We start from the raw sequence: 26,160 nt of genomic DNA on the forward strand, positions 1-26,160 counted from the left end.
TTACTGAGCTCCGGGTTTGGAGTAGTACACACGCAAGCGAATGTTGCTGGCGTCGATGGTAGCACGGTCCAGTGAAAGCGGCAAACTGGTTTCGTTGGAGCGTAGTTCCCGACGCAACGTTGGCGACAAAATAAATGCTGCCGGGTACGGCGTTGGCAACTGGTTGGTTACATACGTTTGAACGTAAGTCGTCAGCAGCGTTGTGTAGTTGTTGCTGGGGCCCGTAGCTGTGCTTTGGCGGTTTAGTTGTGCTTCGAGCCGCTGACCTTGGGCATTTGCGTTTTCGCCCAGCACAAACCGCAACGACTGGCTTGCGCCAGTAGTCGTTTTCAACACTTGGTTGCGCGCGTTGGCCTCGTAGAGGTAGAGGCTGGTCGGCGCCGGGTACACCAAGTTGGTGCCCGATTTCAGCGGCACAATCAGCTCGGCACGGTTCACGATAATGTTTTCGCGCTGTTGCAGGGCCCGGAGTTGCTCCAGCCCAGGAATTAGCAGCTTGGTGGCCAAGCCGGTGCCATCTTGCGTGTAGCTGGTGTTATTTAGCAGGCTAGCAGGTACCTCGGCGGCGCGGTTGTTGTTGAGCGAGCTAAAGGGGGCCCCGGCACCGCTCAAATCGTATTGAATGCCGGTGAAAAAACGCGGCTCGAATACGGCACCCGAGCTGTTCACGTAACTGAAGCGGTATATTTTCTGCTCAGTGGCCGGAGTGCCCGACGTGGTATTTACCCGGTAGTAAACCAGAATTTGCGAAATCACCGATCGGTCGAAGCCGATTACAGTGCGCTCGGTACCAGCGCCCGGAATAATGGCCAAACCCCGCCAAACACGTTGCAGCTCCTGCTGCGACAGCGTTTCGGTGGTAGTGGCCTTCATCAGGTCGAACAGGCTGGTGGCAAAAGCGGTGGGCTGCGGGCCGGAAATCAGGATGCGCAACGGCAATTGCAAGCTGTCGGCCGTGTTGGCTTTGTTGCGAATAATGCGGTTCAACGACACCGGAGCATTTTCCACAATCGCCTGACCTAGAGCCGGGCGGCTGGCTGCGTTGTAAGTGGTGCGTTCGTCAAGCGGCTTGTCTAGGTCGTACAAGCTCAGCCGCACGGGTTGGGTAGCGCTGCCATATACCCGGTCGAAACCGCCCGTGAGGACGATGGAATCGAGCCGGGGATTTTGCGCAGCAAATTTGGAGGGCAGCGGGTCGGAGGTGGCGTTGAGGCTGGGCTGCACCTCTGAATAGGCGCGTGCCTCCAGCGTAGCGCCCGTGTTGGCATCGGTAAGCCTGCCCACCAAAAAGCGGGTACGGCGCAGTGTAGGCACCGAATCCTGGTGGATGGTGGAAGCCGTTACCGGGAAGTCCTCGTACTTCGTATCGACGGATGCGGAACCCGGCAGGTCAAGGCCAAGCTCGTTGGGGTCTTCGCACGAGCCGAGCGAAAACAAAGCGGACGCCAACAGCAAGGCCGTCGACGTCCGCATGTTCAATAGCCTAGTTGGCCAATTCATTATACAGGGCGTAGTATGAGCTAAGCAGGTTCTCGTCGTCGGCCACTTGGCCAAGGCTATGGCGCTGGGCGTATTCTTGAAACAGCGCGTTCAGGTTTTCGCTGAAATCTTCGTCGGAGCGTACCACCGAATCGGCGTATTCCATGCCAATCTTCACAAAACCCGTAAAGTCGGCCGATTGCAAGGCTGCCAGCATCGAGTCGTCGATATCAAGCATTTTGGCCTTCTCGATGATGTCGCCTTCGAATTTGTAATCGAACTCGTTGTTGTAAACGGTAAAGATCGACTTCGCATCTTTGAAGATGGGGTCTTTCTTGTACGTCGTTTTGAGGTACAACGGCATCAGGCCCGTCATCCAGTCGTTGCAGTGCACGATGTCGGGGGCCCAACCAAGTTTCTTGACGGTTTCGAGCACACCTTTGCAGAAAAAGATAGCGCGCTCGTCGTTATCGGCGTGGAACTGGTCGTTCTTGTCGCGCAATACCGACTTGCGGTGGAAGTAATCTTCGTTATCGATGAAGTATACTTGCAGCTTTGCGTTCGGAATAGAGGCCACTTTGATAATGAGCGGCTTTTCGTCCTCGCCTACGGCAATGTTGATGCCCGACAAGCGCACCACCTCGTGCAGGCGGTTTTTGCGTTCGTTGATAATGCCGAAGCGGGGTACGAAAATGCGGATTTCCATCCCCATCTCTTGCATGCCTTGCGGCAGGCGCCGCAGGAACTCCGCTACCCGGGTCGTTTGCAAAAACGGATTGATTTCCGTGGCAGCATAGAGAATTCTCAGCTTCGACATACGGGGTTAATGGAGAAGTTAGGAAAAGGAAACACCATTGGGACGCACAAAATTAAACAATTTTGCCCGATAAATCCACTATGCTTACCCCGGACGTCCGGGGCCGTCTGCCTGACATGGAGATACTTGAAACCGCCGCCGCGTTGCAAGCCCTTACCGAAAAATGGCGCCGCGAAGGCCGCAGCATCGGCTTAGTGCCCACTATGGGTGCCCTACACGAGGGTCATTTGCAACTGGTGCGCACCGCCGCCGCCCAAAACGACGAGGTGGTGGTAAGCATATTTGTGAACCCCACGCAGTTCAACAACAGCGAAGATTTCAAATTATATCCCCGCGTACCCGATTCGGATGCGGAAATGCTGCGCGGAACCGGCTGCACTGTTTTGTTTACGCCCACGGTGGAGGAGGTGTACCCGCGCCCCACGGTGCTGCAGTTTAATTTCGGGGCGCTGGAGAACGTGATGGAAGGCGCGCACCGGCCGGGCCACTTCAACGGGGTGGCTACTGTGGTGAGCAAGTTGTTTCACCTAGGGCGCCCGCACCGCGCGTACTTCGGGCAGAAGGATTGGCAACAAGTGGCCGTGGTGCGCCAGTTGGTGCAAGACTTAAGTTTTGACCTGGACTTGATTAGCTGCCCAACCATTCGCGAAACCGATGGCCTGGCTATGTCGTCGCGCAACCGGCGGCTTTCGCCCGAAGCGCGGGCCGTGGCCCCGCGCCTGTACGAGGCCTTGCAGCTGGCCGCTGCACAGCTCCAACACACCCGGCAGCCGGAGCTAGCGCAACAAGCGGCGCTGGACTTCCTAGGTGCCTACCCGCAAATTGAAGTGGAGTACCTGCAAGTGGCCGACGCCCGTTTGCTGCAACCACTGCCGGCCGGTACGGAGCCTGGGCAAGAAGCCGTGATTTGCTTGGCGGCGTGGCTCGGTGGCGTGCGCCTGATTGACAACGTGGTACTCTTGCTTACCTAGGGCTGGCACCCGCGGCAGAGCGGGGCTTATTTGCGTATCTTTGCCGCCTTGTTACCCGCACCGCTTACCCATGCACATTGAGGTTTTAAAATCCAAGATACACCGCGCCAAAGTCACCCAGGCCGAGCTCCACTACGTGGGCAGCATCACCATTGATGAGGACCTGCTCGACGCGGCCAACATGGTGGAAAACGAGAAGGTCACGGTCGTGAACGTCAACAACGGCGAGCGGTTCGAAACCTATACCATCAAAGGCGAACGAGGCTCGGGCATGGTTTGCCTGAACGGCCCGGCAGCCCGCCGCGTCGCCGTTGGCGACATCGTTATCGTCTTCTCGTACTGCCTGATCGACTTTGCCGTAGCGCGCGAACACAAACCAACTTTGGTGTTCCCCGATCAGCACAACCGGTTGGTATAGCCACGTTGCTTCCGCCTCCGAAGCCAGTAGCCCCGCTGCTGGCTTTGTTTTTAGTGCTCAGCCCCGATTAGTATTACCCAATCAGTTAGAGTGAAACGGGTACTCGATATTCTCAAATACGCTTTGCTGCTGGCTTTTTCGGCGGCACTGATGATTTACGCCATCCGGGGCCAGGACCTGAGCCGCATTGGGCAGTACATGCTCGAAGCCGACTACAGCTGGCTCGGCTTAACCATGGCGTTGTCGGTGATGGGCTACTTCAGCCGCAGCTACCGCTGGAAAATGCAACTGGATGCAGCCAATTACCGGGCGCCTTTCTGGCAAGTGTACCACGCCATGATGGTGGGATACTTGGCCAACATGGTACTGCCCCGCATGGGCGAGGTTATTCGGTGTTCGGTGTTGCGCCGCACGAGCGGCGTACCGGTACACGTGGCGGTGGGCACGGTGATTACCGAGCGCGTTATTGATGTGTTGGTGCTGTTTGGTTTGTTGGGCGCCACGTTGCTGCTCGATTTTCACAAGTTCTGGGCGTTTGTGGTAGACAAGCTCCTCGGCGGGCAAGCCCAGTACGATGCCCTGGCCCGCAACCGCACGCCCCTGCTGTGGGCGGCCGTCATAGCCGGCGTGCTGCTGCTGATTGTGGCGTATGCTTTGTGGCGCAACCTCGAGCGCATCAACGAAAACCGCTTGTTCAACCGCATCATCAAGTTTGTGCGGGGGCTGCTCGAGGGCGTATTCAGCATCCGTAAGCTCGAGAACAAAGGCTTGTTCTTGCTGCACACGTTCTTTACCTGGCTGGTGTATTTCCTCATGGATTACTTAGCCTTCTTTGCCTTTCCTGAAACCTACAACCTAGGGGCCCGGGCGGGCCTGGCGGTGCTCACGTTTGGGGCCTTTGGCATGGCCGCTCCGGTATCCGGGGGCATTGGCACCTTTCACTTGTTGGTGCAAAGCATCCTCATCGTGTTCGGCGTTTCGCCCGAAGCCGGCATTGCCTACGCGCTGGTGGTGCACGGCGCCCAAACTTTGCTGGTGGTGCTAATGGGCGGTATCAGCTTTGTAGCTAGCATGATGCAGGCCGGCCGAAGAGCCCGCGTGGGCACAGCCGAGCCTGCCGAACTGTCTGTAATCCATGCCGACAAAAGATAAAATCCTGACCCGCGAGCAGCTACCCGCCGTACTCGACACCTGGCGCCAGCAAGGCAAGCGCATCGTGTTCACCAACGGCTGCTTCGATCTGCTGCACCTAGGGCACGTCGATTACCTCGAAAAGGCCCGCGCCCTAGGCGACGCCATGGTGGTGGGCCTGAACACCGATGCCTCGGTAAGTTGCCTGAAACCCGGCCGCCCGTTGCAAGACGAAATGTCACGCGCGCGGGTGCTGGCCTCGCTTTTGTTTGTAGATGCGGTGGTGCTATTCGGCGAACCTACCCCGCTGGAGCTTATTCACCTCGTGCGGCCCGATGTGTTGGTGAAGGGCGACGACTACGCCCTAAGCGGAATCGTAGGCCACGAGTTTGTGTTAAGCAACGGAGGGCAGGTGCTCACCGTACCCTTGGTGCCCGGCTACAGCACTACCCGCATCGTGGAGCGCGTGCGCCGGGCCGAGGGCAGTACGGGCGCCTAACCAGCTCGGAGCCAGTAGGGCTGCGAGTTGCCGAGCACCACGCTTCCAACATTCACACGGCTTTACTTTTTTCCAGACGATGAGTCCGAACGCTTTTTACATGCTGATGATCCTGCTCATGGTTGTGAGCATGGGCATCCAGTGGCGCCTCCGCAGCAAGTTCACCAAGTACTCCCACATCGGGTTGCAGTCGGGCCTTTCGGGCAAGCAAATAGCCGAGCTGATGCTGGCCGACAACAACATCCACGACGTGCGCGTGATTTCGACCTCGGGTCGCCTCACCGACCACTACAACCCCGCCGACAAAACCGTCAACCTTAGCGAAGAGGTGTACGACGGCCGCTCGGCCGCTGCCGCCGCCGTAGCTGCCCACGAGTGCGGCCACGCCGTGCAGCACGCTACGGCCTACAGCATGCTGCAATTCCGCTCGGCCATGGTGCCGGCCCTTAGCGCTGTGTCGCGCTTCATGCCGTTCATCCTGATCGGGGGCATGCTGATGATGCAAAGCACACCTATTCCGTTGGGCATTGGCATTGCGCTTTTTGCCCTCACCACGCTGTTCAGCTTTATCACCTTGCCCGTTGAGTTCGACGCCTCGCGCCGTGCCCTCGTTTGGATTGATAAGCGTGGCATTGTAACCGCGCAAGAACACGCACTGGCCAAAGATGCCTTGTGGTGGGCCGCCATGACGTACGTGGTAGCGGCGATTAGCTCGCTGGCTACCTTGCTGTACTACGTGAGTATTTTCATGGGCGGCAGCCGCCGCAACTAACCCCCGCTGCTGTAGCTATTGCAGCTTGCACAAGCGCCCGCACCTGCGGGCGCTTTGTTTTGCTCCCTAGGTGGTAACAACCAAAACAGCAGTTAAACCTAACGGGCGTTAGGCATGTTAGGCAAGCAGCCTATAACTTAGCGTGCGCATCGGTGCGTTTAATGCTGGTTATAGGTTGATAACCACTGACCAGCTTGTAATTTCGCGGCGCCGTACCGGGCTCCGGTAGGTGCCAAGCCTCTATTCCCATTCCCACAATGAACTTTCAGCTCACCGAAGAACAACTCGCCGTGCAAGCCGCGGCCCGCGAATTTGCCCAGAACGAACTGTGGGCCGGCGTAATCGAGCGCGACGAACACCAGAAATTCCCCGCCGAGCAAATCAAGAAGATGGGCGAGCTGGGCTTTATGGGCATGATGGTGAGCCCCGAGTACGGCGGCGGCGGCATGGATACCGTATCGTACGTGTTGGCCATGGAAGAAATTTCCAAGGTCGATGCTTCGTGCTCGGTTATCATGTCGGTGAACAACTCGCTGGTGTGCTGGGGCCTCGAGAAGTACGGCACCGAAGAGCAAAAGCAGAAATACCTGACTAAGCTGGCCACCGGCGAAATCATCGGCGCGTTCTGCCTCTCGGAGCCCGAAGCCGGCTCCGATGCCACCATGCAGCGCACCACCGCCGTTGACATGGGCGACCATTACCTGCTGAACGGCACCAAAAACTGGATTACCAACGGCTCGTCGGCTTCGGTGTACCTGGTAATTGCTCAAACCAACCCCGAGCTCAAGCACCGCGGCATCAACGCCCTGATTGTGGAGCGCGACACCCCCGGGTTTGTGGTAGGCACCAAGGAAAACAAGCTGGGCATCCGCGGCTCCGACACGCACTCGCTTATGTTCACCGACGTGAAAGTGCCCAAGGAAAACCGCATCGGCGAAGATGGCTTCGGCTTTAAGTTTGCCATGCAGGTGCTGGCCGGTGGCCGCATTGGCATCGCCGCGCAAGCCCTAGGCATTGCTTCGGGTGCTTACGAGCTGGCCGTGAAATATTCGAAAGAGCGCAAGGCTTTCGGCGTGCCGATTTCGCAGCACCAAGCCATCCAGTTTAAGCTGGCCGATATGGCGACCAACATCGACGCTGCCCGTTTGCTTTGCTTGCAGGCCGCACACGATAAGGATGCCCACCTCGACTACGCCAAGTCGGGCGCCATGGCCAAGCTCTTCGCCTCGAAGGTTGCCATGGACACGGCGGTGGAAGCCGTACAGGTGCACGGCGGCTACGGATTCGTGAAAGAATTCCACGTGGAGCGCCTAATGCGCGACGCCAAAATCACCCAGATTTACGAGGGAACTTCTGAGATTCAGAAAATTGTAATCTCGCGGGAAATTCTGAAGTAGAATCGGAATTGCCTTAAAGTCAGAATCCTTGCACAAAACCCAGCCAAATTTCTGGCTGGGTTTTCGTTTTTGTGAATTTTTATATCTTATTTTGCATTGTCGAAACAGCGGCGTCGCCGTAGTCCGCTGGTACTCAGCCAACCACTCCCGCGTCCGAATATGGAAGATTATAATAAAGTCATAGAATCGCTCGGTGTGCGCTACATCAAGGCCAAGAACTTGGTGTTGCAGCAGCCCTTTACCGTGCGCAACTCCTACGATGTAGGCAACAACCTTATTCTGTTGCACAAGGGGCGTATTTCGTTTGGCGACGAGGACACGGTGGTAGAAGAAGGCGATATGCTCTTCATCCCGGGGGGCCGGGCTACCCGCGTGAGCTACGGCGAAGCGGGCGGCAAAACCATCACCAACGACGACCTGATCAGCAACAAGGACAAGTTCTTCCACTCCAACGTTGACCTCGATCTAATTTCCGACGCCGAGGAAAGCCACTCGTTTGTGTCGTTCGAGGCCAAAGTGTTCGATTCGGTGAACTTCTTCGCGTCGCTCGACGTGCCGGCGTTCCTGATCAGCGGCAATTCCAAGCTAGCCAACCTGGTCATCAAGGTGGTGGAGGAGAGCTTGCAGGAGCTGCCGGGCCGCGAGCGTCTGATTTCGATTTACACCGAGAACATCGTTGTCGAAATCATTCGCTACATCCTGAAGAACAAGATGTTTGTGGAGCAATTGGCCACTAACAGCACGTACTTCAAAGACCCGCGCCTGATCGACTTGTTCAATTACATCAAGGAGAACCTAGGTGGCGACCTATCCAACAAGGTGCTGTCGGGCGTGGCCAACGTGTCCGAAGACTACGTGGGCCAGTACTTCAAGATGCTGACTGGCATTAACCCGCAAGACTACATTGAATACCAGCGCATGGAGCGCGCCGTGTTCCTGCTCCGTACCACCAAAAAGAGCATCCGCGACATTGGCAAGGAAGTGGGCTACAAAGACACCGCGTACTTCTGCCGCCGCTTTAAAATGATGTTCGGCATTCCGGCCGGTAAGATGCGCCGCCGCGAGTCGGCCATGAACATTTAACCTAGGGCCGCAAGCAAAAGCGCCCGCCGCCCCACGTGGGGCGGCGGGCGCTTTTGCTTGCGGCCCTAGGTGGTTTAGTTAAGCGTGGCGTCGAGTACCGCGTTGTAGGAGTGCACCACGCGCGACACTTCGCCCAAGAACTCCGGGTCGCGCTCAATCTGGTTGCCGATGACAATGACATCGGCGCCGGCAGCTAAGGCGGTATGGGCTTTCTCGGCTGTGCTGATACCGCCACCCACCACAATGGGCAACGCCACGGCCTGGCGCACAGCCCGAATCATGGCCGGCGACACGGGGTGCAAGGCCCCGCTGCCGCCATCGAGGTAAATGAGACCTAGGCCCAATTGCTCGCCCGCCATGGCCGTGCAGGCCGCAATGGTGGGCTTGTCGTGGGGCAGGGGCGTGGTGCCGCTCATGTAGCTGGCCGTGGTTTGCCGGCCCGAATCGACGAGCATGTAGCCGGTGGGTAAAATCTCGAGCTGGCTGGCGCGCAGCAGCGGCGCGGCTACTACGTGCTGGCCGATCAGGAAATCGGGGTTGCGGCCCGAAATCAGCGAGAGTAGCAGAATGGCATCGGCTTGCGCATCGATGTGCAGGCTGTTGCTCGGGAACAGCACCACGGGCACCTGCGAGTGCGCCTTCAGCAAGCGAATAAGGGCAGCCTGGTGCTGCGAAGTCACCAGGCTGCCCCCTACGAAGAAGTAATCAACGGGATGCGTGTTGCTTAGCGCCAGAATACGCCGCGTGCCGGCCTCGTCGAGGTCGTCGGGGTCGAGCAGCACGGCCAGAGATTTCTGGCCGCGGGAGCAGCGGTGGCGCAGGGCATCATGCAGTGGGGTCAGGCGCATGCGCGTCGTCGTGGTGGATGACAAAGTCGATGTCCTTGGTTTCGGGCTCAGTGGCCGAAGCTGCAAGGTCCGAATTTTTGTTCATTTCCATCCACTCGTTCACCTTGCGCGTGAGCATTGCGATGAGCACGCCCGAAACCTGCCCGATCAGCATTTTGCCTGTGTCGGATTCGGCCAGGGCCCGCAGCGTATCCAATACCATCGAACCTTGCTCGGCGGGCTTGGGTTGCGCGCGGTAGCCGCCGCGGGGCGCCTGGTACGCCGGCGCTGCCACGGCCGGCAGGCCTGCCGCGTAGGGCTCCGTGGTATCGAAAGCCGGGAAAGGGTCGGCATCGGAGGCAGCGGTGGCGTGGTACACCGGCGGGGCCAATTGGGCGCGGGGGCTCAGGCCCGACGAGCCAAAGTGGTAGTCGTCGGAGTGGGCCACGAGTTGCGCTTTGCGCCGGCCGCCCTTAACTTTTTTGGCCTTTTGCTTTTTCCGACGGCGCTGCGAGGCGTGGTCCTCGTCGTCTTCGTCGTCGCGGCCACCTAGCACTTTGCTCACGAGCCAGACGCCGCCCAGCAGGGCAGCCCCGATGGCTACGTACTTACCCACTTGGGTAGTGCGTTCCTTGATATGGTCCACGTCGCCGAGAAGGGCACGTTCGTACTCCTGCTTCTGGCGCTCCAGAAATTCACGTTCGTCGTCGAACAGCGGGTTGTGCAATTCGCTCATCGCGCTAAAACGGTTGGGGGGTTATTGGCGCTTGTCCGATTTGTAAATGGTATTGCTCAGCATTTTGTCGGCTAGCCCTTGGTAAAGTTTCTTGCCTACGCCCACCAGAAATACGATGAGCAGCAGCAAGTAAAAGCCTGCCACAATGCCAAAGCCCCAAAACGGGCTATCCAGCGCATCGTTGAGAGCCAGGCCCGCGAAGATGCTCAGGAATACCAGAAAGAGTAGCCCGAGCAGCCCGAGCGTTACGCCCTGGGCCGTGCCGACAAATGCCGTCTTGACTTTTTCTTGCACCTCCAGGCGCACCAAATCAATGCGCGTGTCGATGTAGCCCATTAGGTTGCCCATCAGCGAATCGTTGCGGGGCGTTTTGTCGTCGTCGGTAGCCATGCAGCGGCGAGGTTTGTTTAGGTGAGTGGTTTGGATCGAGAAGACACGGGAAAGTAGAAAGCCCCGCCGAACTCCAACCCCTAGGTCGTCGTTCTGCAGGTCGAGGGTATCTACGGAAAAGGCCGTTGCGCGTCTGAACTTCCCTATATTTTTACCACAACCCTTCGTCTGCCATCGTGAGTCAAACCCTCTACCAGGTGCTGGGCCTTGCGCCCACGGCCACGCTGGCCGACATTAAGCAGGCCTACAAGCAGCTGGCTTTGCGCTACCACCCCGACCGCAACGGGGGCAGCAAAGTGCACGAAGAGCACTTCAAGGCCGTGGTGGCCGCCTACAAAGTGCTGTCGGATCAGGCCCGCCGCGCCAGCTACGACCACCAACTGCACTTGGCCAAGTTGCGCGCCGACGAAGCCCGCCGCGCGCAGGCCTTTCGGCCGCAGGCCCAGCACGTGTACGGCGTGCCCATGCCGCCGCCCCAGCCACTGCGCACGCGCCGGCCGGCATCGTCGGCCGAGCGGCACTACGTACGCCGCCAAAAAGCCCGCTTCAACCGCAAGGATTATATCTTGGTGATTGGCTTGCTGCTCGGGGTTGTGCTGTTTGCCCTAGGTGTAAAATTCGTGATGGAACGCGTGGCAGCCAGCAGCAACTACCAGCAGGGCCTGAAGGCCTATGCCCAGCGGCGCTGGGGCACCGCACACAGCTTCCTAAGCGAAACCCTGGAAGCGCAGCCAAACCACGTTGGGGCCCTGCGTCGGCGGGGCGAAATTGAGCAATTGGTGTACCGCAACTATGCTGCCGCCAACGCCAACTACAGAGCCGCCTTGCGCCAAGCCGACAACCGCTTGCTGGTGGCCGAACTGTTGTACCGCGTGGGGCAATGCGAAACCGAGTTGGGCAAGCACCGGGCGGCGGTGCGCAGTTTCAGCCGCGCCTTGGCCCTCGACACGGCCCTCACCGATGCGTGGCTGGCCCGCGGCGAGGTGTCGTTGTTTGAGCAGCGCCGGTTTACGGCCGCCGCCCGCGACCTAAGCATTGGCCTGCGGCAACGCGCCGGCAACCACTCGCCGTCGGTGAAGTGGCTTACCTACCGCGGCTTGGCCTACTTTAAGCTAGGCGACTACCCCGCTGCCCTGGCCGATTATCAGCAAGTGCTGCTGCTGAAACCCAACAACGGGCAGATCTATTTCTTGCTGGGGCGGGTGGCGCAAAAGCAAAACCGCAAAGCTGCGGCCTGCGAGTTTTTCCGGCGGGGCGCGCACCTAGGGTACCTGCCCGCCGTGGAGGCCACGCGCCGCAACGCTTGCAGCCCCTAAGCATAAGCAGCCCAACCAAGCAGCGGCGTACGCGCAATCAGCAACAGCATAAGCAAAACATACCGGCAACTCGAACAGCGCTGGGCAATACCTGTTTTGTATGCATGGTGCTGAAGTACAGCCAAGCGCCGGCTGTTTATCCGGAGAAGCCGGTGCGGAAAGCGAAATGCCCGTAACGAAAAAAGCCTCCGATTTCTCGGAGGCTTTGGAAGTGGTGATGGACGGAATCGAACCGCCGACACAAGGATTTTCAGTCCTTTGCTCTACCAGCTGAGCTACATCACCAGGTGCCAGTATGTGGCTGAATGGAGCGCAAAACTAGGAACCAGATTTTACAATGCAATATTTCTGCTGAAAAAAATCTTTGCACCGAAACGGATTACTTTTGCTCACGTAGCAAAAGTATTAGGCATGCCTACTATCTTGCCGACAACGAAATCTCGCTGAGTTGTGATTCAACAAATTCTTTTTCTGCTCGTGGCAGCGCTAGGGATAGGGCTGTTTGTGTGGCAGGTGCGAAAGATTCGCGCCAACATCTTGAAGGGTAAGGACCGCGTGATGGGCGGCTCCGTGAGCGAGCGAATCAACAAGACCCTGCTCGTCGCGTTTGGCCAGCAGAAAATGTTCAAGCGCATTACGCCGGCCTTGTTGCACTTGGTGGTGTACGTGGGCTTTTTGGTCATCAACGTTGAAGTCATCGAAATCATGATCGACGGCATCTTCGGCACGCACCGTGCGCTAAGCTTTATGGGCCCGGTGTACGATGTGCTGATGGCTACCAACGAAATCTTAGGTGCCTTGGTGATTGTGGCGGTGGTGGCCTTGTGGTGGCGCCGCAACGTGCAGAAGGTACACCGCCTGAGCGCCGGCGTGGAAATGCGCGCCTGGCCTCGCCTCGATGGCAACATCATTCTGTACGTGGAGATTGTGCTGATGACGGCCTTGTTCACGATGAACACCGCCGACCTAAAGCTGCACCAACTGGAGGGCGTTGACTTGCCCGGCTCGTTCCCGATCAGCTCGCTGTTGGTGGGCCTGTTCCCGGAAAACGTGACCGCGCTGCACGCGCTGGAGCGCGTGGGCTGGTGGCTGCACATTTTGGGCATTCTGGCCTTCCTGAACTACCTGCCCTCGTCGAAGCACTTCCACATCATCATGGCCTTCCCGAACGTGTACTACACGCGTTTGGTACCGCAAGGCCAATTCTCGAACGTGGACAGCATTACGCACGAGGTAAAGGCCATGATGGACCCGAGCTACCAAGTGCCCGCCGGGCCTGTGGATGCCGACGGCAACCCCGTGGTGCAGCGCTTCGGCGCCAAGGATGCCGACGACCTCTCGTGGCTGAACCTGCTGAACGCCTACTCCTGCACCGAGTGCGGCCGCTGCACCTCGGTGTGCCCCGCCAACATTACGGGCAAGCTCCTCTCGCCGCGCAAAATCATCATGGACACGCGCGACCGGATTGAGGAAAAGTACGAGTCGCCGCTGATTTTCCGGCCCAACCAGTACAACGGCGAAATCGGGGCCGAAAGCGAAGACGGCTCGTTGGTGCGTGGCAAAGTAACCCCCGAAGAGCTATGGGCTTGCACCACCTGCAACGCCTGCGTGGAAGCTTGCCCCGTGAACATTAACCCGCTCGACAGCATTGTGGAGATGCGCCGCTACCTGGTGCTCGAGGAGTCGGCGGCACCGCACTCGCTAAACGTGATGTTTAGCAACATTGAAAACAACGGCGCGCCCTGGGCTTTCTCGCCTTCCGACCGCTTTAACTGGGCCGAAGAACTGTACGTGGCCGAGAAATAAAAGGAGTTGTCAGTTGCTGGTTATCAGTTGTCAGAAACAGACAATGGTGATTGGCGCTGACGCATTCACTGACAACTAACAACTGACAACTGTCAACTCAATACAATGGCTGAGCAAGTAGCCAAGCGTCAAGTAAACGTACCCCTGATGGCCGACCTCGCCGCCCGCGGCGAGCAGCCCGAAGTGTTGTTTTGGGTGGGCTGCGCCGGCGCCTTCGACGACCGGTATAAGCGCGTAACCCGTGCCTTTGTGCGCATTCTGGAGCACGTAGGCGTGAAGTATGCCGTGTTAGGCATGGAAGAAAGCTGCACCGGCGACCCCGCCAAGCGCGCCGGCAACGAGTTCTTGTTTCAGATGCAGGCCATGCAAAATATCACTACGTTGGATGGCTACGCTATCAAGACGATTGTGACGGCCTGTCCGCACTGCTTCAATACCATCAAGAACGAGTACCCCGCCCTAGGCGGCAACTACGAGGTGATTCACCACAGCACTTTCCTGCAGCAGCTCATCAACGAGGGCCGCGTGAAAGTGCAGGGCGGTGAGTCGTACAAGGGCCGCCGCATTACCTTCCACGACTCCTGCTACCTGGGCCGCGCCAACGACATTTACGAAGCGCCGCGCGACGTGCTGGCCGCTCTCGATGCCGACTTGGTGGAAATGAAGCGCAGCAAAGCCAACGGCCTGTGCTGCGGCGCTGGCGGTGCCCAAATGTGGAAAGAGCCCGAGCCCGGCAAAAAAGACATCAACATTGAGCGAACTGAAGAAGCCCTGGCCACGCTCGACGGCAACGCGGCCGCGCTCGAAAACCTGTACGGCGTGGAAAGCGGCAACGCCGGCGCCACGCCCGCCAAGGGCAACGGCAACGGCATCATTGCGGTGAGCTGCCCCTTCTGCATGACGATGATGAGCGACGGCGTGAAAAACAAAGAGCGCGAAAGCTCGGTGCAGGTGTTCGACCTGGCCGAACTCGTGGCCTCGGCCGAAGGCCTGAACGCCTAACCGCCGCAGCCGCAAAACCTGCCTAACTTGAGGCCCGCGCCGCCGGAACTTTGCTCCGGGGCGCGGGCTTTTGTTTGGGTAAGCCGCAGGCACCTAGGGCGGGCACAAGCCGCCCGCCAAGGCCCGGCGGTACTGATCTTTCCTGTCTGCTATGTTCGTTCCGTTTCACGAACTTCCCCCGTCGGCGCGCATCTGGATTTACCAGGCCAGCCGCCCCCTTACCGAGGCCGAACTAGCGGCCGTGCAGCCCGCGCTGCGGCAATTTTCGGAAGCCTGGACAAGCCACGGCCGCGAGCTGCGTGCCTCGGCCGAATTCAGGCACCGCCAGTTTTTGGTAATCGGCCTCGACGAAGCCGTGGCCGATGCCAGCGGCTGCTCGATCGATTCCTCGGTACGCTTTGTGCGCGAGCTTGAAGCCGCCTTGGGCCTACAGTTGCTGGCCAAAGAACAACTGGCTTTCCTAGGTCCGGAGGGGCAAGTGCAGCTCTTCAACCGCCGCGACCTGAAGCAGGCCGTGGCCGATGGCGCGCTGCAGCCGAATTCTTTGTACTTCGACAACACCATAAGCCAACGCGGTGCGTTAGAGGCAGGGTGGCCCGCACCCGCTTCGGCTACTTGGCTGGCGCGGTATTTCGGCGCGGCCTAGAAAAAGCTGCACCGCGGCCGATTGCTTCGTAAACTTAGTATTATTGTTAGCCCAAGTTGGGTTGAAAGCGGCCCGGACCTAGGGCCGCAGCCACCCCGGCGGTACCCCACCTTTCCCTTCCGACTTCCCATGAGGAACCTGTTAGTTGTCTGTGCTGCGGCCGGATCGGTTGCCCTGCTTGGCGGTTGCGCCGCCTCGGGCAACATGAGCAAGGCCGAAAAACGTTTTTCGCGCGGCGAGTACGAAACCGCCATTCAGCTGTACAAAGCGGATGTAGCGCGCGGCAAAGACGTAGCCACGGCCAACCACAAAATAGCGGAAGCCTACCGCCTCTCGAACCGCATTGAGCTGGCCGAAGATTATTACAAAGCCGCCCTCGACGGCGGGCTGAAAAACGCCGACGCGCCGTTTTACTACGCCTTGGCCATGAAGGCCAACGGCAAGTACGATGACGCCGCCGCGCGCTTTAAGCAGTACGCCGAAAGCGGCACCAACCGCAACCTGATACCGCGCGCCGAGTTGGAAGTGCAAAACGCGCAGGCTGTATCGCAGTTGGTGGCCATGCGCAGCAACAGCGAGGTGCTGCCGCTTGAGCAGATCAACACGCCGTCGGCCGAGTTCAGCGCCACCATCAAGCCCGATACCAAAGAGCTGATCTTTGCCTCGGGCCGCGACGGCAAAAAGTACCTAGGCAACGGCGAAGGATTCAACGACCTGTACGCCATCAAGTTTGATAACGTGGAGAAGATGACGGGCGGCACCGTAGTGCCGTTCGAAACGGTAGCCAAAGGCGCCGCAGTGGCCGGTACCGATGCGGCCAAGGACACGGGCAAGCCGCTGTTCAACAAGCCCGGCACGCACGAGGCCTCGCCCACGTTCTCGCCCGATGGCAAGATGATGATCTTCGCCCGCTCAAACGACGGCTCGAAGAAAGGCTACCTGAGCGTGGATTTGTACGCCTCGTACTTCCGCGGCGGGGCCTGGACGGAACCAGAAATCATCCGGGGCATCAACAACAGCCGCGCCGACGACTTTGCGCCGGTGCTTTCGCCCGATGGCCGTACGCTGTACTTTGCCTCGTCGCGCCCCGGCGGGCAAGGCGGCAACGACTTATACAAATCGACCCTAGGTGAAAACAACCGCTGGGCAACGCCCGAAAACCTAGGCGAACAAATCAACACGCCCGGCAACGAGAACTTCCCGGCCGTGGCGCCCGATGGCACGCTGTATTTCTCTTCCGACGGGCACCCGGGCCTGGGCAAGCTCGATTTGTTTCGGGTGGAAAAGAACAGCAAGGTGACGAACATGGGCGCGCCCATCAACAGCACCGGCGACGACTTTGCGCCCTACCTCACGGGCAAAGACGTGGGCGTGTTTGCCTCGAACCGCGCCGGCGGCAAAGGCTCCGACGACCTGTACTTCTTCCGGAAGAAGCCGCTGAAGCTGGTTGCTTTTTACGTGGAGGGCAAGGTGCAGGAGCTTGATACCAAAACCGGTGCTACTGCTCCGCTGGCCAACGAAACGGTTACCATCAGCGGTAGCAGGGGCCAAAAGCAAGAGGTGCAGGTTGGGGCCGATGGCACCTTCAAGACCAAGCTCGATACCTCGGCCGCCTACACGCTGTTTGCCGACCGTCCGGGTTATTTCTCGGCGCGCCAGAGCATAACCACCGTGGGCAAGGTGCCGCCGCAAGACCAGCTGCCCAACGAGATGAACGACATCAGCATTCCGGTGACGCTCACGCTCAGCAAGATTGTGGTGAACAAAGCCATTGTGGTCGAGAACATTTTCTACGACTACAACAAGGCCAACATCCGCCCCGATGCCGCCGTGGAGCTGGATAAGCTTGTGCAAACCCTGCAGGACAACCCCGACATTACCATCGAGCTCAGTTCGCACACCGACGCCCGCGGCAAGGACGCCTTTAACCAGGATCTGTCGCAGCGCCGCGCGCAATCGGCTGTCGACTACATCATCTCGAAAGGCGTTGATAAGTCGCGCATTACGGCCCGTGGCTACGGCGAAACCCGTCCGGTTATCCGCACGGCCAAAACCGAGCCCGAGCACCAGCGCAACCGCCGCACCGAGTTCAAAGTCACCAAAATCAACGGGCGCTAACCCGCTGGTTTAGCTCAACACAAAAAAGCCCCCGCGCCCACCGGCCGGGGGCTTTTTTTGCGACCCTAGATTACAGAAATGTAGCGCGGAAATCCGTTCCGCGACGCGCCATGGGCGCGTATGTGGTTCTGTGCAACAGATGGATACGCGCCTTCGGGGCGCGTCGCGGAACGGATTTCCGCGCTACACCTTGGCCAATTGGTTTCAGGCCCTAGGTAGGCGCACGCGCAAAAGCTCGGCAGCACATAATGATGTGAGCCGCGAGCAGCTGAATTGGCACAGAAGTTGGCTTAGGCTCAAGCAGTCGCTCCGACCTAGGGCGCGGCCTATTTGCCTCTCTCAGCTATGAAACGAACCCTACTCCTGTGCCTGAGCCTGCTGCTGGCCCAAGTAGCGCTGGCCATTCCGGCGGGCATGGCCGTGCGCTCTGAGCGCGGCTTGCCTTTCCGGCTGCGCCTCGATGGCAACCGCATTGGCAGCCGCTACGGCCTCACGCAAGTGCGCTTTGTGCGTCTCGCGCCGGGCTACCACTGGGCCGAGTTCCAGGTGCCCGCCAACGGCGGCGTGCTCAACTACCGCACCCGCGTGCAGCTGCTGCCCGGCCGCGAAACCCGCTTTGTGTTGGTAACGCGCCGTGGCTACCCGCCGGTGCTGCAACGCTTCGATGAAGTGCCGCTGCCGGGTTGGGCCGGCGGGTATGGCCGCGGCCCGCAGCCGGCCTACGAGTACGGCTACCAGTGCGAGCCCACGCCCTACAGCGGCCCCAGCAACTGGCCCGTGCCCGGCACCCGCGACGATTGGTACGGCCGCGACGACGATGGCTACGGCAACAACGGTGGCTACGGCCGCGACCCGTACGAGCCGGTACCCGGCGGTTACGGCAACGGCGGTTACAGCAACAACTACCGCCACCTGATGACCCCGCAAGAAGCCGACGAACTGCTGCGCGCCATCCGGGCCCGCTCCTTCGACGACGAAAAGGTGCAACTGGCCAAGCAGGCCATTGCCGAAAGCAACCTGCGCACCGACGACCTAGGGCGCCTGCTCAGCGGCTTTGGTTTCGACGAGGGCAAGGTGAAGCTGGCCAAGTACGCCTACCCGCGCCTCACCGATCGGCACAACTTCTACCAGATCTACAACCAATTTTCGTTCCGCGCGAGCATAAGCGAGCTGCAGCGCTTCGTGGAGGAATTTGCCGCGGCCGGCAACCCAAGCGGCGGCTACAACCCTGGCTACCGGCATTTGCTTGGCGCTTCGGATGTAGACCAGCTGCTAAAGGCCTTGCGGGCACGTTCGTTCGACGAGGAGCGGGTGCAGCTGGCAAAGCAAACCTTAGCCGAAAGTGACATCAGGGCCGAAGACCTGCGCCGCTTGCTCGGGGGCATTAGCTTCGACAGCTACAAAGTAGAGCTGGCCAAATACGCCTACTCGCACGTGTCGGATCGGCAAAATTTCCACCGCATTGCCGATGCTTTTACCTCGAGCCTGAGCATGCGCGAAGTGCAGCAGTACGTGACCGACAGCCGCGGCTAAACAGCCCTAAGTGCCCCAACGCAACAGGCCCCGCAGCACGTGCTGCGGGGCCTGTTGCGTTGCTACGGAAGGCGGCGCGATTAGCGCAGGCGGTCCATCGAGCGCACCAGCTTTTCGTCGCGGCGGATGAAACGGTTGGCCAGCAGGTTGAGCAGCAGCGCCAGCGTGGGCAGGTAAAAACCCGCTTCGAACTCGCCCGGCATCTTTAGGTTCAGCATCCGCTCGCCGATGGAGGAGTAGTAGAAGCTGGCACCTAGGGTAGCCGCAATCAGCATGAGGTTGAGCGAGCCAAGCATGAGCTGCGTCATGCGCTTGCGGTACTGTAAGATTTCGATGAGGGCTACCAGCGCCGAAGCCGCCGCCAGGCCCGCAATGGCGTAGGTGCCCACCGGAGCTTGGCTGGGGTTGCTGGAGGTAATCTGCGTGGCCGTCATGGTCAGCGTTTGCTGCGTCTGCGGATCGGTTTTCGACCAGATGGGCAGGAAAAGCACGCAAGCCATGCTGATGGCCAGCAACAGTAAAAACACGCTTTGGATTCTTTGTATCATCTTTGTGGTTATGGGCTAAATCCGGCTTTGTTAGGCCGGCAAAAGTAGCCAAAAGACTCCGCTAACCCGCATTTATCCAATGCCTGAATCATATATCGTCGACGCGGTGCGTACGCCCGTTGGCAAATTTGGTGGCGCGCTCAGCGCCGTGCGCCCCGACGACCTGGCCGCCGTAGTACTGCGCGAACTGCTGCGCCGCAACAACACCATCGACCCGAAATTGGTGGAAGACGTGATTATGGGCGCCGCCAACCAGGCAGGCGAAGACAACCGCAACGTAGCCCGCATGGCCGGACTGCTAGCGGGCCTGCCCGCCAGCGTAGCCGGCGTAACGGTAAACCGCCTGTGCGCCTCGGGCCTGCAGAGCATCATCGACGCCACGCGGGCCGTGCGCTCCGGCGACGGCGACGTGTACCTGGCCGGCGGCTCCGAGAGCATGACCCGCGCGCCGTTTGTAATGGCGAAGTCGGAAACCGCTTTCGGCCGCGACTTCACCGCCCACGATACTACCCTGGGCTGGCGCTTCGTGAACCCGAAGCTGGCCAAGATGCACCACCCGTACTCGATGGGCGAAACCGCCGAGAACGTGGCCAAGAAGTATGGCATCACGCGCGAAGAGCAAGACGAGTGGGCGTTTGAATCGCAGCGCAAATACCAGCGCGCGTTCGAAAAAGGCCGCTTCCGCCGCGAAATCGTGCCCGTGTTTGTGGCCCAGCCCAAAACCGAGGCCGTGATGTTCGATACCGACGAACACCCGCGCCTCACCTCGCTCGAAAAGCTGGCTACGCTGAAGCCCGCCTTTAACCCCACCGAGGGTTCGGTTACGGCCGGTAACTCGTCGGGCATTAACGACGGTGCCGCTGCCACGATGGTAGTGAGCGAGGAGATGGTAAAGCGCCTAGGTCTGAAGCCGCTGGCCCGTGTGGTATCCACGGCCGTAGCCGGGGTCGATCCGGCCATTATGGGCGTTGGCCCGGTGCCGGCCACCCAAAAAGCCCTGCAGCGCGCCGGCCTCACGGTAAACGACCTCGACCTGATTGAGCTGAACGAGGCCTTTGCTGCCCAGGTAATTGCCTGCTGCCGCGACCTAGACCTCGACCCGAGCAAAATCAACGTGAATGGCGGCTCCATTGCCATTGGCCACCCCCTAGGTGCTTCGGGTGCCCGCATCACGGCCACCTTGCTGCACGAAATGCAGCGCCGCGAAGGTGTGCGCTACGGTTTGGCCACCATGTGCGTAGGCGTAGGCCAGGGCGCTGCCGTTATCTACGAAAAGCTTTAAAGCCCTGCCGCATGCATAGCGCCCCTGCTACCGAGTTGTTGCGGCCCACGCTGCCACTGCCGGTAGCCGGGGCGCGTTTGCGTCCGTTCGGAGCGGCCGATGCACCCGCCTTGGCCCGCCACGCCAACGACCGCGGCATTAGGCTGAACCTGCGCGACCGGTTTCCGCACCCGTATTCCTTGGCCGATGCCGAGTGGTACGTGCGGTTTGTGCAAGCCGAAGGCGCTGCCGACATACACTTGTGCATTGAGGTAGACGGTGCCGCCGCCGGCAGCATCAGCGTGTTGTTCAAAGACGACATCAACCGCCGCGAAGCCGAAATTGGTTACTGGCTGGGGCGGCCGTACTGGGGTAGGGGCATTGCTTCGGCTGCTACCAAGGTGCTGTCGGACTATGCCTTGGCAAACTTCGACATCTGCCGCCTGTACGCGAGTGTTTTCGAGTACAATCCCGCCTCGGGGCGCGTGTTGGAAAAAGCCGGTTTCACGCTCGAAGCGCGCCTGCGTAAGAGCATTACCAAAGATGGACGGACCGTGGATGGCTTGCTGTACGCTCTGGTTAAGGAAGAATGAGAAATGAAGAAGGAGGATTTGCTTTGTTTCCCGTCTGCTTACCCGCGCGAGCCGCTTAACTTCTGATCTTCCTTCCTCATTCCTCCTTCTTCCTTCTCCTTGCGCTACTTTCTCGAACTCGCTTACGACGGCACCCGCTACTGCGGCTGGCAAACGCAGCCCAACGCCTTAAGCGTACAGCAAGAGCTGGACCGCTGCCTTTCGCAGGTGCTGCGGCAGCCGGTGTATAGCCTAGGTAGCGGCCGCACCGATGCCGGCGTGCACGCCAGCCACCAGGTGGCGCACTTCGATGCCGAGCTGCCCGCGCACCTTAACGAGGAGCAGCTAGTATATCGCCTCAACCGCGCCTTGCCACCCGACATTGGGGTGTACGCGGTTACCCCGGTGCAGCCCGATGCCCACGCCCGCTATGGGGCCGTGGCGCGTTCCTACGAGTACCACGTGGTGCTGCGCCGCGACCCGTTCCGGCGCGACCAAGCCCTGTGGCTCGACAAAGCGCCGAACGTTGAAGCCATGAACGAAGCCGCGCAGTACCTCCTAGGTCAGCGCGACTTTACGAGCTTCTCGAAAACCAAGGGCGCCGAGACGCATTATGTGTGCTGGGTGCACGAGGCCGGCTGGCACCCCACGCCGCACGGGCTGATGTTCCTCATTCGGGCCAACCGTTTTGTGCGCGGCATGGTGCGGCTGGTGGTGGGCACCTTGCTCGATGTAGGCCGCGGCCGCCTTACGCCCGCACAATTCGCCGAGATATTGCACCGCCAAGAGCGCATAGCCGCCAGCGGTGCCGCGCCGGCGCACGGGCTGTTTCTGAGCCGCGTGGAGTACCCGCCGGAAACGTTGCTGCCCGGGCACGAGCCGGCCGAGAAGCCGTTTTTCATCACCGACGCTGATTTGCAGCCGTTTTACTGGCAGCAGAAGTAGCAACGGGGCGGTCCTAAGCTTGCGAGGCTACAGATTCAATCTGTAAATGATTATTGGCAAGCTAATGATTAACAATTGGTTAGTTTGCTTGCCTTGTCAGGAAGAAAAACTCGCGTTCTAAGTAGTGCTTCATTTTTGATAGAAGTCGACGCATCAGCAGGTAAGGCAGCACAACGAAGATTGAGGCATGAAGTAGGGCAACCAACAGTAGTGTTGGCTTGGAATCGAGTGCCTGAATCACCAGAAAGGCATAGAAAATAAACAGCATCCCGTAAAGGGCATAGAACAAAGGGTGAAAGGCATTGAGCTCCAATTTCACAACGCATCCATCTTCTGCAGATAGAACCGCTCCTTCGACCTTTATCAGAGTGAGACTATTACGTTCGAATGACCTGGCTCGGCGGCGAATGGTAAACCAGTCGGGGCCAACATTACCGGTAAATTCCCTGTTAAAGGAGTAATTAGCCTCAACAGCTGAATACCGAGGGCTGGAAGGGCGTTGTTCTGTAGCGGATGCCAGTCTGGTAATGAATTGCTCTTGTTCAATTGGCAAGCTCAGAACCATATCATGCACAAGCTTCAACTTGCGCAACGTGTCCTTGGAAATCACAGAGAATGAAGGTGGTGCTTTAGATGACAAATCTAGTCATCATTCTCCAAGCATGCCGCTAGAAGGCTAGTCGTGTAACTTGCGTCCTGCTTGGGCGGTTTACCGCCTACGTTTCTTTCCTAGCCTTTCATTCCCACCCGCTGCCCGTGGAGTCTGCTGCTACTGCTACATCCGCCAAAGCTGGCAATATCTTCGACTGGCAAGTGCTCAGCCGCTTGCTGGTGTACATCCGGCCGTACCGCGGCACTTTTGCGCTGCTCATCTTCCTTACCATTGCCACGGCCGTGCTGGGTACGGTGCGCCCGTTCCTCATTCAGCAAATGGTGGACGTGCAGATCAGCAACGGCGACTGGCCCGGGCTGAACCGCATGTTTGCCTGGCTGCTAGGCATACTCGTGGCCCACACCGGTGTTAGCTATCTGCAAACCTACTACGGCGGCTGGTTGGGGCAGTACATCGTGCGCGATATCCGCGTCGACCTTTACCAACACATCCTCAACCTGCGCCTGCAGTTCTTCGACCGCACACCCATTGGGGTGCTGGTAACGCGCAACATCTCCGACGTAGAAACCCTCTCGGACGTGTTCAGCGAAGGCTTGGCGGCCATGATTGGCGACATCCTGCAGTTGGTGTTCATCATGGCCTTCATGTTTTACATCGATTGGCGTCTGACGTTGGTGAGCCTCTCGGTGATTCCGCCGCTGCTGCTGAGCACGTACGTGTTCAAGGAGAAGGTAAAAAAGTCATTTCAGGAAGTACGCACGGCCGTGGCCAACCTCAACGCCTTCGTGCAGGAGCACCTCACGGGCATGGGCATCGTGCAGATTTTTGGCAACGAGGAGCGCGAGTTTCGCAAGTTCGAGAAGCTGAACCAGGAGCACACCCGCGCCAACATTCGCTCGGTGTTGTACTACTCGGTTTACTTCCCGGTGGCCGAAGTCCTAGGTGCCATTGGCGTGGGCTTGCTGGTGTGGTACGCCGCGCAGGGCCAGATTGAGGGCACCATTTCGAAGGGGGCACTCATTGCCTTCATCATGTACAACTCGCTGTTCTTCCGGCCCATTCGGCAAATTGCCGACCGCTTCAATACGCTGCAGCTGGGCCTAGTGAGCACCGAGCGTTTGCTGAAGCTGCTCGACAGCAAGGAGTTTATCCCGAACGAAGGCACGCGCCAGCCCGCCACCTTGCGCGGCGAGGTTGATTTCCGCCACGTGTGGTTTGCCTATAATGAGCCCGAGTGGGTGCTTAAGGATATCAACTTCGAGGTAAAAGCCGGGCAAACCATTGCTTTCGTGGGCGCTACCGGCGCCGGTAAAACCAGCATCATCAACCTGCTATCGCGCTTCTACGACATTCAGCGCGGCGAAATTTGTGTGGATGGGCATGACTTGCGCGAGTACGACCTGAAGGCTTTGCGCCGCCACATTGCAGTCGTGTTGCAGGATGTGTTCCTGTTCAACGGCACCATCCAGGACAACATTACCCTAGGCGACCAAAGCATCACGGAGGAGCAAGTGTGGGCTTCGGCCCGGCTCGTGGGGGCCGATAAGTTTATTGAGCGCCTGCCCGGTGGGCTGCAGTATAAGGTGATGGAGCGGGGCTCGACGCTGTCGGTAGGCCAGCGGCAGCTCATCAGCTTCGTGCGCGCTTTGGTGTACGACCCGCGCATCATCATCCTGGACGAAGCTACCTCGTCGGTCGACTCCGAAACCGAGGAGATGATTCAAGACGCCATCGAAAAGCTGATGCAGGGCCGCACCTCGCTGGTAATTGCCCACCGCCTCAGCACCATTCAAAAAGCCGACCGCATCATCGTGCTCGACCGTGGTGAAATAAAGGAAAGCGGCCCGCACGAGGAGTTGCTGCGCCTGGGTGGGTACTACGCCCAGCTTTATCAGATGCAGTATTTAGTCAGTGAACAATAAACGATTATCAATGAGCAGTTACCAGCAAGCAACTCCATGGTAATTGCTCACTGATAATTACCCATTGTTCATTGCTCATTGATAATTGTTCAATACCCAAATGTCTCGTTGGTTTTTCATCATTGGCGGCGTGTTGCTGTCGGTTTTTGCGGCGGTGTATGCCTACTTAGGTGGTTTTGCTACGGCGCAGGTTGAGCAGCTCACCACGCCGCAGCCCATTTACCTAGCCGGGCGCTACTACGAGGGCATCCCCGATCAGAACTTCGCCAAGCTCTTCAGCCAAACCAACGAGCTGTACCGCGCTGGTACGCTCAAAGGCACCCTCGGCAACATTTACTACAACGACCCCGAGAAGGAAGGGCAGGAGGTAAAAGCCTTCGTTGGGGTGGTGGTGCCCGATACCACCAGCCAGCAACTGCCCGTAGGCTACTCGTTCCGGGCTTTGCCGGCTGGGCAGCGCGTGCTGCGCGCCCGCGTAAAGGCCAGCTTTATGCTGGCCCCGGGCAAGTTGTACCCCGCCCTCAAGGACGCCGTGAAGGAGCGTAAGCTCCAAACGCAGAGCGTCTTCGTGGAACAATTCCCCGAAGACGCTCCGTCAGAAATGCTGGTAGTGCTAAAGTAGGCGCTCCAACTAATTGGGTTGCTGCTAGCGGCCTAGGTACAGCGAGGCACCTAGGGCAAAGTTGCGCAAGCTGAGGTTGGCCGCAAACGAGCGGCTGGTGAACTCCTGGCGCTCCACCCGGCTGTTGGAAGGCTGTTCCTGCTTGTTGCGGAAATACGAGTAGCCGATGTTGCCAAACGAGGCCTCAATGCCCACCTTGGGCACCGGGAAGTACACCACGCCGGGCGTAAACTCGGCGTAGCCACCGCGGCCGTGGTAGTTGAAGCGCGGATCGGTTGCCTTGTACTTGTCCCAATTTTCGCGGTAGCCGGCACCTAGGGTACCTACCAGGCCAAACTGGCTTTCGCCAAACATTTTGTAGTAGCGCACAAACGGGCCCACCGACAGCTCCAGAAAGCGACGGGTATCTTCCTCGGTGGCTTGGTACTTATCGGCATCGAGGGCAGCGTTGATGCCCAAGGCCAGGTTGTCGCTAATGAAGTAGCCCGCCTGCGGGCCGAACGATACGCTGCGCCTGTTGCTTTCGGTGCCCGAGGTGTTGGGCAAAATAGGCTCGGCGCCCGAGGAACTGCGCGAATAGGCCGCGCTGCCGCCCAACAAAACGGTGCCAGCCGGTATTTGTGCTTGTGCGTTGATAGCGGTTGCGCCCGTCAGCAGGGCTGCCCATCCAAGAACTTTCATGGGTAAACAACAATATAGTGTGACATAGATGTTGCGCCGCTTATCCAACTTCCTT

General features: G+C 59.1%; 26 protein-coding genes and 1 tRNA gene. 18 read left to right on the plus strand and 9 right to left on the minus strand.

Annotation, left to right across the window (positions count from 1 at the left end):
• Together D3Y59_RS13790 and D3Y59_RS13795 are read right to left on the minus strand one after the other, a co-directional pair.
• Positions 1–1,473 carry a DUF4270 family protein gene (locus D3Y59_RS13790; protein WP_162910793.1) on the minus strand — a complete coding sequence of 491 codons (1,473 nt, stop codon included), beginning with the start codon at positions 1,471–1,473 and terminating at the stop codon, positions 1–3.
• Positions 1,474–1,483: 10 nt separating this feature from the next.
• Positions 1,484–2,296: a glycogen/starch synthase gene (locus D3Y59_RS13795; RefSeq protein ID WP_119445571.1), complete on the minus strand. Its 813-nt coding sequence runs from the start codon at positions 2,294–2,296 to the stop codon at positions 1,484–1,486.
• A 116-nt stretch (positions 2,297–2,412) separates the two neighbouring features.
• Here D3Y59_RS13795 and panC point away from each other — a divergent pair, with 116 nt between their 5' ends.
• The 7 genes from panC to D3Y59_RS13830 all read left to right on the plus strand — a co-directional run bounded on the left by panC (position 2,413) and on the right by D3Y59_RS13830 (position 8,567).
• Positions 2,413–3,267, plus strand: coding sequence for a pantoate--beta-alanine ligase (gene panC / locus D3Y59_RS13800; protein ID WP_119445572.1), 855 nt, complete (start codon positions 2,413–2,415; stop codon positions 3,265–3,267).
• A gap of 70 nt (positions 3,268–3,337) precedes the next feature.
• A complete protein-coding gene (gene panD / locus D3Y59_RS13805) occupies positions 3,338–3,685 on the plus strand; it encodes an aspartate 1-decarboxylase (RefSeq protein WP_119445573.1) in 348 nt (115 codons plus the stop codon).
• A gap of 90 nt (positions 3,686–3,775) precedes the next feature.
• On the plus strand, positions 3,776–4,837 hold the full coding sequence (locus D3Y59_RS13810; RefSeq protein ID WP_119445574.1) for a lysylphosphatidylglycerol synthase transmembrane domain-containing protein: 1,062 nt from the start codon (positions 3,776–3,778) through the stop codon (positions 4,835–4,837).
• Positions 4,821–5,315, plus strand: coding sequence for a D-glycero-beta-D-manno-heptose 1-phosphate adenylyltransferase (rfaE2, locus tag D3Y59_RS13815; RefSeq protein WP_119445575.1), 495 nt, complete (start codon positions 4,821–4,823; stop codon positions 5,313–5,315). Before D3Y59_RS13810 ends, rfaE2 begins: the two co-directional genes overlap by 17 nt.
• 106 nt (positions 5,316–5,421) lie before the next feature.
• Complete coding sequence (locus D3Y59_RS13820) at positions 5,422–6,087, plus strand: zinc metallopeptidase (protein ID WP_119446482.1); 666 nt, start codon at positions 5,422–5,424, stop codon at positions 6,085–6,087.
• A 257-nt stretch (positions 6,088–6,344) separates the two neighbouring features.
• Positions 6,345–7,484, plus strand: coding sequence for an acyl-CoA dehydrogenase (locus D3Y59_RS13825; protein ID WP_119445576.1), 1,140 nt, complete (start codon positions 6,345–6,347; stop codon positions 7,482–7,484).
• A gap of 159 nt (positions 7,485–7,643) precedes the next feature.
• Positions 7,644–8,567, plus strand: coding sequence for a helix-turn-helix domain-containing protein (locus D3Y59_RS13830; RefSeq protein WP_119445577.1), 924 nt, complete (start codon positions 7,644–7,646; stop codon positions 8,565–8,567).
• 74 nt (positions 8,568–8,641) lie between these two features.
• On the opposite strand, the gene D3Y59_RS13835 is transcribed toward D3Y59_RS13830, so the two are convergent.
• From D3Y59_RS13835 to D3Y59_RS13845, 3 genes are read right to left on the minus strand one after another with little or no spacing between them, the layout of a single operon-like run.
• Positions 8,642–9,415, minus strand: coding sequence for a geranylgeranylglyceryl/heptaprenylglyceryl phosphate synthase (locus D3Y59_RS13835; protein WP_119445578.1), 774 nt, complete (start codon positions 9,413–9,415; stop codon positions 8,642–8,644).
• Positions 9,393–10,130 carry a hypothetical protein gene (locus tag D3Y59_RS13840; RefSeq protein WP_119445579.1) on the minus strand — a complete coding sequence of 246 codons (738 nt, stop codon included), beginning with the start codon at positions 10,128–10,130 and terminating at the stop codon, positions 9,393–9,395. Before D3Y59_RS13840 ends, D3Y59_RS13835 begins: the two co-directional genes overlap by 23 nt.
• A gap of 21 nt (positions 10,131–10,151) precedes the next feature.
• On the minus strand, positions 10,152–10,520 hold the full coding sequence (locus D3Y59_RS13845) for a phage holin family protein (RefSeq protein WP_119445580.1): 369 nt from the start codon (positions 10,518–10,520) through the stop codon (positions 10,152–10,154).
• Between the two features lie 176 nt (positions 10,521–10,696).
• Between D3Y59_RS13845 and D3Y59_RS18460 the strand changes: the two genes are divergently transcribed.
• The gene (locus D3Y59_RS18460; RefSeq protein ID WP_119445581.1) at positions 10,697–11,836 is read left to right on the plus strand and encodes a DnaJ domain-containing protein; all 1,140 of its coding nucleotides are present in this window, start codon (positions 10,697–10,699) and stop codon (positions 11,834–11,836) included.
• 212 nt (positions 11,837–12,048) lie between these two features.
• Here the strand turns inward: D3Y59_RS18460 and D3Y59_RS13855 are convergent.
• Positions 12,049–12,121 (minus strand) — tRNA-Phe (locus tag D3Y59_RS13855).
• A gap of 165 nt (positions 12,122–12,286) precedes the next feature.
• On the opposite strand from D3Y59_RS13855, the gene D3Y59_RS13860 reads away from it, so the two are divergent.
• The 5 genes from D3Y59_RS13860 (at position 12,287) to D3Y59_RS13880 (ending at position 18,941) form a co-directional block, all read left to right on the plus strand.
• Positions 12,287–13,642, plus strand: coding sequence for a 4Fe-4S dicluster domain-containing protein (locus tag D3Y59_RS13860; RefSeq protein WP_119445582.1), 1,356 nt, complete (start codon positions 12,287–12,289; stop codon positions 13,640–13,642).
• Between the two features lie 147 nt (positions 13,643–13,789).
• On the plus strand, positions 13,790–14,644 hold the full coding sequence (locus tag D3Y59_RS13865) for a (Fe-S)-binding protein (protein WP_119446483.1): 855 nt from the start codon (positions 13,790–13,792) through the stop codon (positions 14,642–14,644).
• Positions 14,645–14,795: 151 nt separating this feature from the next.
• Positions 14,796–15,290, plus strand: a complete 495-nt coding sequence (locus D3Y59_RS13870) for a hypothetical protein (protein ID WP_119445583.1) — start codon at positions 14,796–14,798, stop codon at positions 15,288–15,290.
• Between the two features lie 129 nt (positions 15,291–15,419).
• Positions 15,420–17,408: an OmpA family protein gene (locus D3Y59_RS13875; protein WP_119445584.1), complete on the plus strand. Its 1,989-nt coding sequence runs from the start codon at positions 15,420–15,422 to the stop codon at positions 17,406–17,408.
• Positions 17,409–17,753: 345 nt separating this feature from the next.
• Positions 17,754–18,941 carry a DUF4476 domain-containing protein gene (locus tag D3Y59_RS13880; RefSeq protein WP_119445585.1) on the plus strand — a complete coding sequence of 396 codons (1,188 nt, stop codon included), beginning with the start codon at positions 17,754–17,756 and terminating at the stop codon, positions 18,939–18,941.
• Positions 18,942–19,021: 80 nt separating this feature from the next.
• Here the strand turns inward: D3Y59_RS13880 and D3Y59_RS13885 are convergent, their stop codons facing one another.
• Entirely contained in the window at positions 19,022–19,489 is a 468-nt protein-coding gene (locus tag D3Y59_RS13885; RefSeq protein ID WP_119445586.1) for a DUF4293 domain-containing protein, read from the minus strand.
• Positions 19,490–19,568: 79 nt separating this feature from the next.
• Here D3Y59_RS13885 and D3Y59_RS13890 point away from each other — a divergent pair, with 79 nt between their 5' ends.
• The 3 genes from D3Y59_RS13890 to truA all read left to right on the plus strand — a co-directional run bounded on the left by D3Y59_RS13890 (position 19,569) and on the right by truA (position 22,267).
• Positions 19,569–20,771 carry a thiolase family protein gene (locus tag D3Y59_RS13890; protein ID WP_119445587.1) on the plus strand — a complete coding sequence of 401 codons (1,203 nt, stop codon included), beginning with the start codon at positions 19,569–19,571 and terminating at the stop codon, positions 20,769–20,771.
• A gap of 11 nt (positions 20,772–20,782) precedes the next feature.
• Positions 20,783–21,343, plus strand: a complete 561-nt coding sequence (locus D3Y59_RS13895; protein WP_119445588.1) for a GNAT family N-acetyltransferase — start codon at positions 20,783–20,785, stop codon at positions 21,341–21,343.
• Positions 21,344–21,442: 99 nt separating this feature from the next.
• Positions 21,443–22,267 carry a tRNA pseudouridine(38-40) synthase TruA gene (gene truA / locus D3Y59_RS13900; RefSeq protein ID WP_119445589.1) on the plus strand — a complete coding sequence of 275 codons (825 nt, stop codon included), beginning with the start codon at positions 21,443–21,445 and terminating at the stop codon, positions 22,265–22,267.
• A gap of 79 nt (positions 22,268–22,346) precedes the next feature.
• Here truA and D3Y59_RS13905 read toward each other — a convergent pair whose 3' ends face one another.
• The gene (locus tag D3Y59_RS13905) at positions 22,347–22,877 is read right to left on the minus strand and encodes a hypothetical protein (protein WP_119445590.1); all 531 of its coding nucleotides are present in this window, start codon (positions 22,875–22,877) and stop codon (positions 22,347–22,349) included.
• Positions 22,878–23,023: 146 nt separating this feature from the next.
• Here D3Y59_RS13905 and D3Y59_RS13910 point away from each other — a divergent pair, with 146 nt between their 5' ends.
• Together D3Y59_RS13910 and D3Y59_RS13915 are read left to right on the plus strand one after the other, a co-directional pair.
• Positions 23,024–24,802, plus strand: a complete 1,779-nt coding sequence (locus D3Y59_RS13910; RefSeq protein WP_119445591.1) for an ABC transporter ATP-binding protein — start codon at positions 23,024–23,026, stop codon at positions 24,800–24,802.
• Positions 24,803–24,902: 100 nt separating this feature from the next.
• A complete protein-coding gene (locus tag D3Y59_RS13915; protein WP_119445592.1) occupies positions 24,903–25,424 on the plus strand; it encodes a hypothetical protein in 522 nt (173 codons plus the stop codon).
• Between the two features lie 24 nt (positions 25,425–25,448).
• Here D3Y59_RS13915 and D3Y59_RS13920 read toward each other — a convergent pair whose 3' ends face one another.
• Positions 25,449–26,105 (minus strand): outer membrane beta-barrel protein, encoded by a 657-nt coding sequence (locus D3Y59_RS13920; protein WP_119445593.1) that lies wholly within the window; start codon positions 26,103–26,105, stop codon positions 25,449–25,451.
• Positions 26,106–26,160 lie beyond the last annotated feature (55 nt).

It is taken from the genome of Hymenobacter oligotrophus (genome assembly GCF_003574965.1).
GTDB classification, from domain to species: domain Bacteria; phylum Bacteroidota; class Bacteroidia; order Cytophagales; family Hymenobacteraceae; genus Solirubrum; species Solirubrum oligotrophum.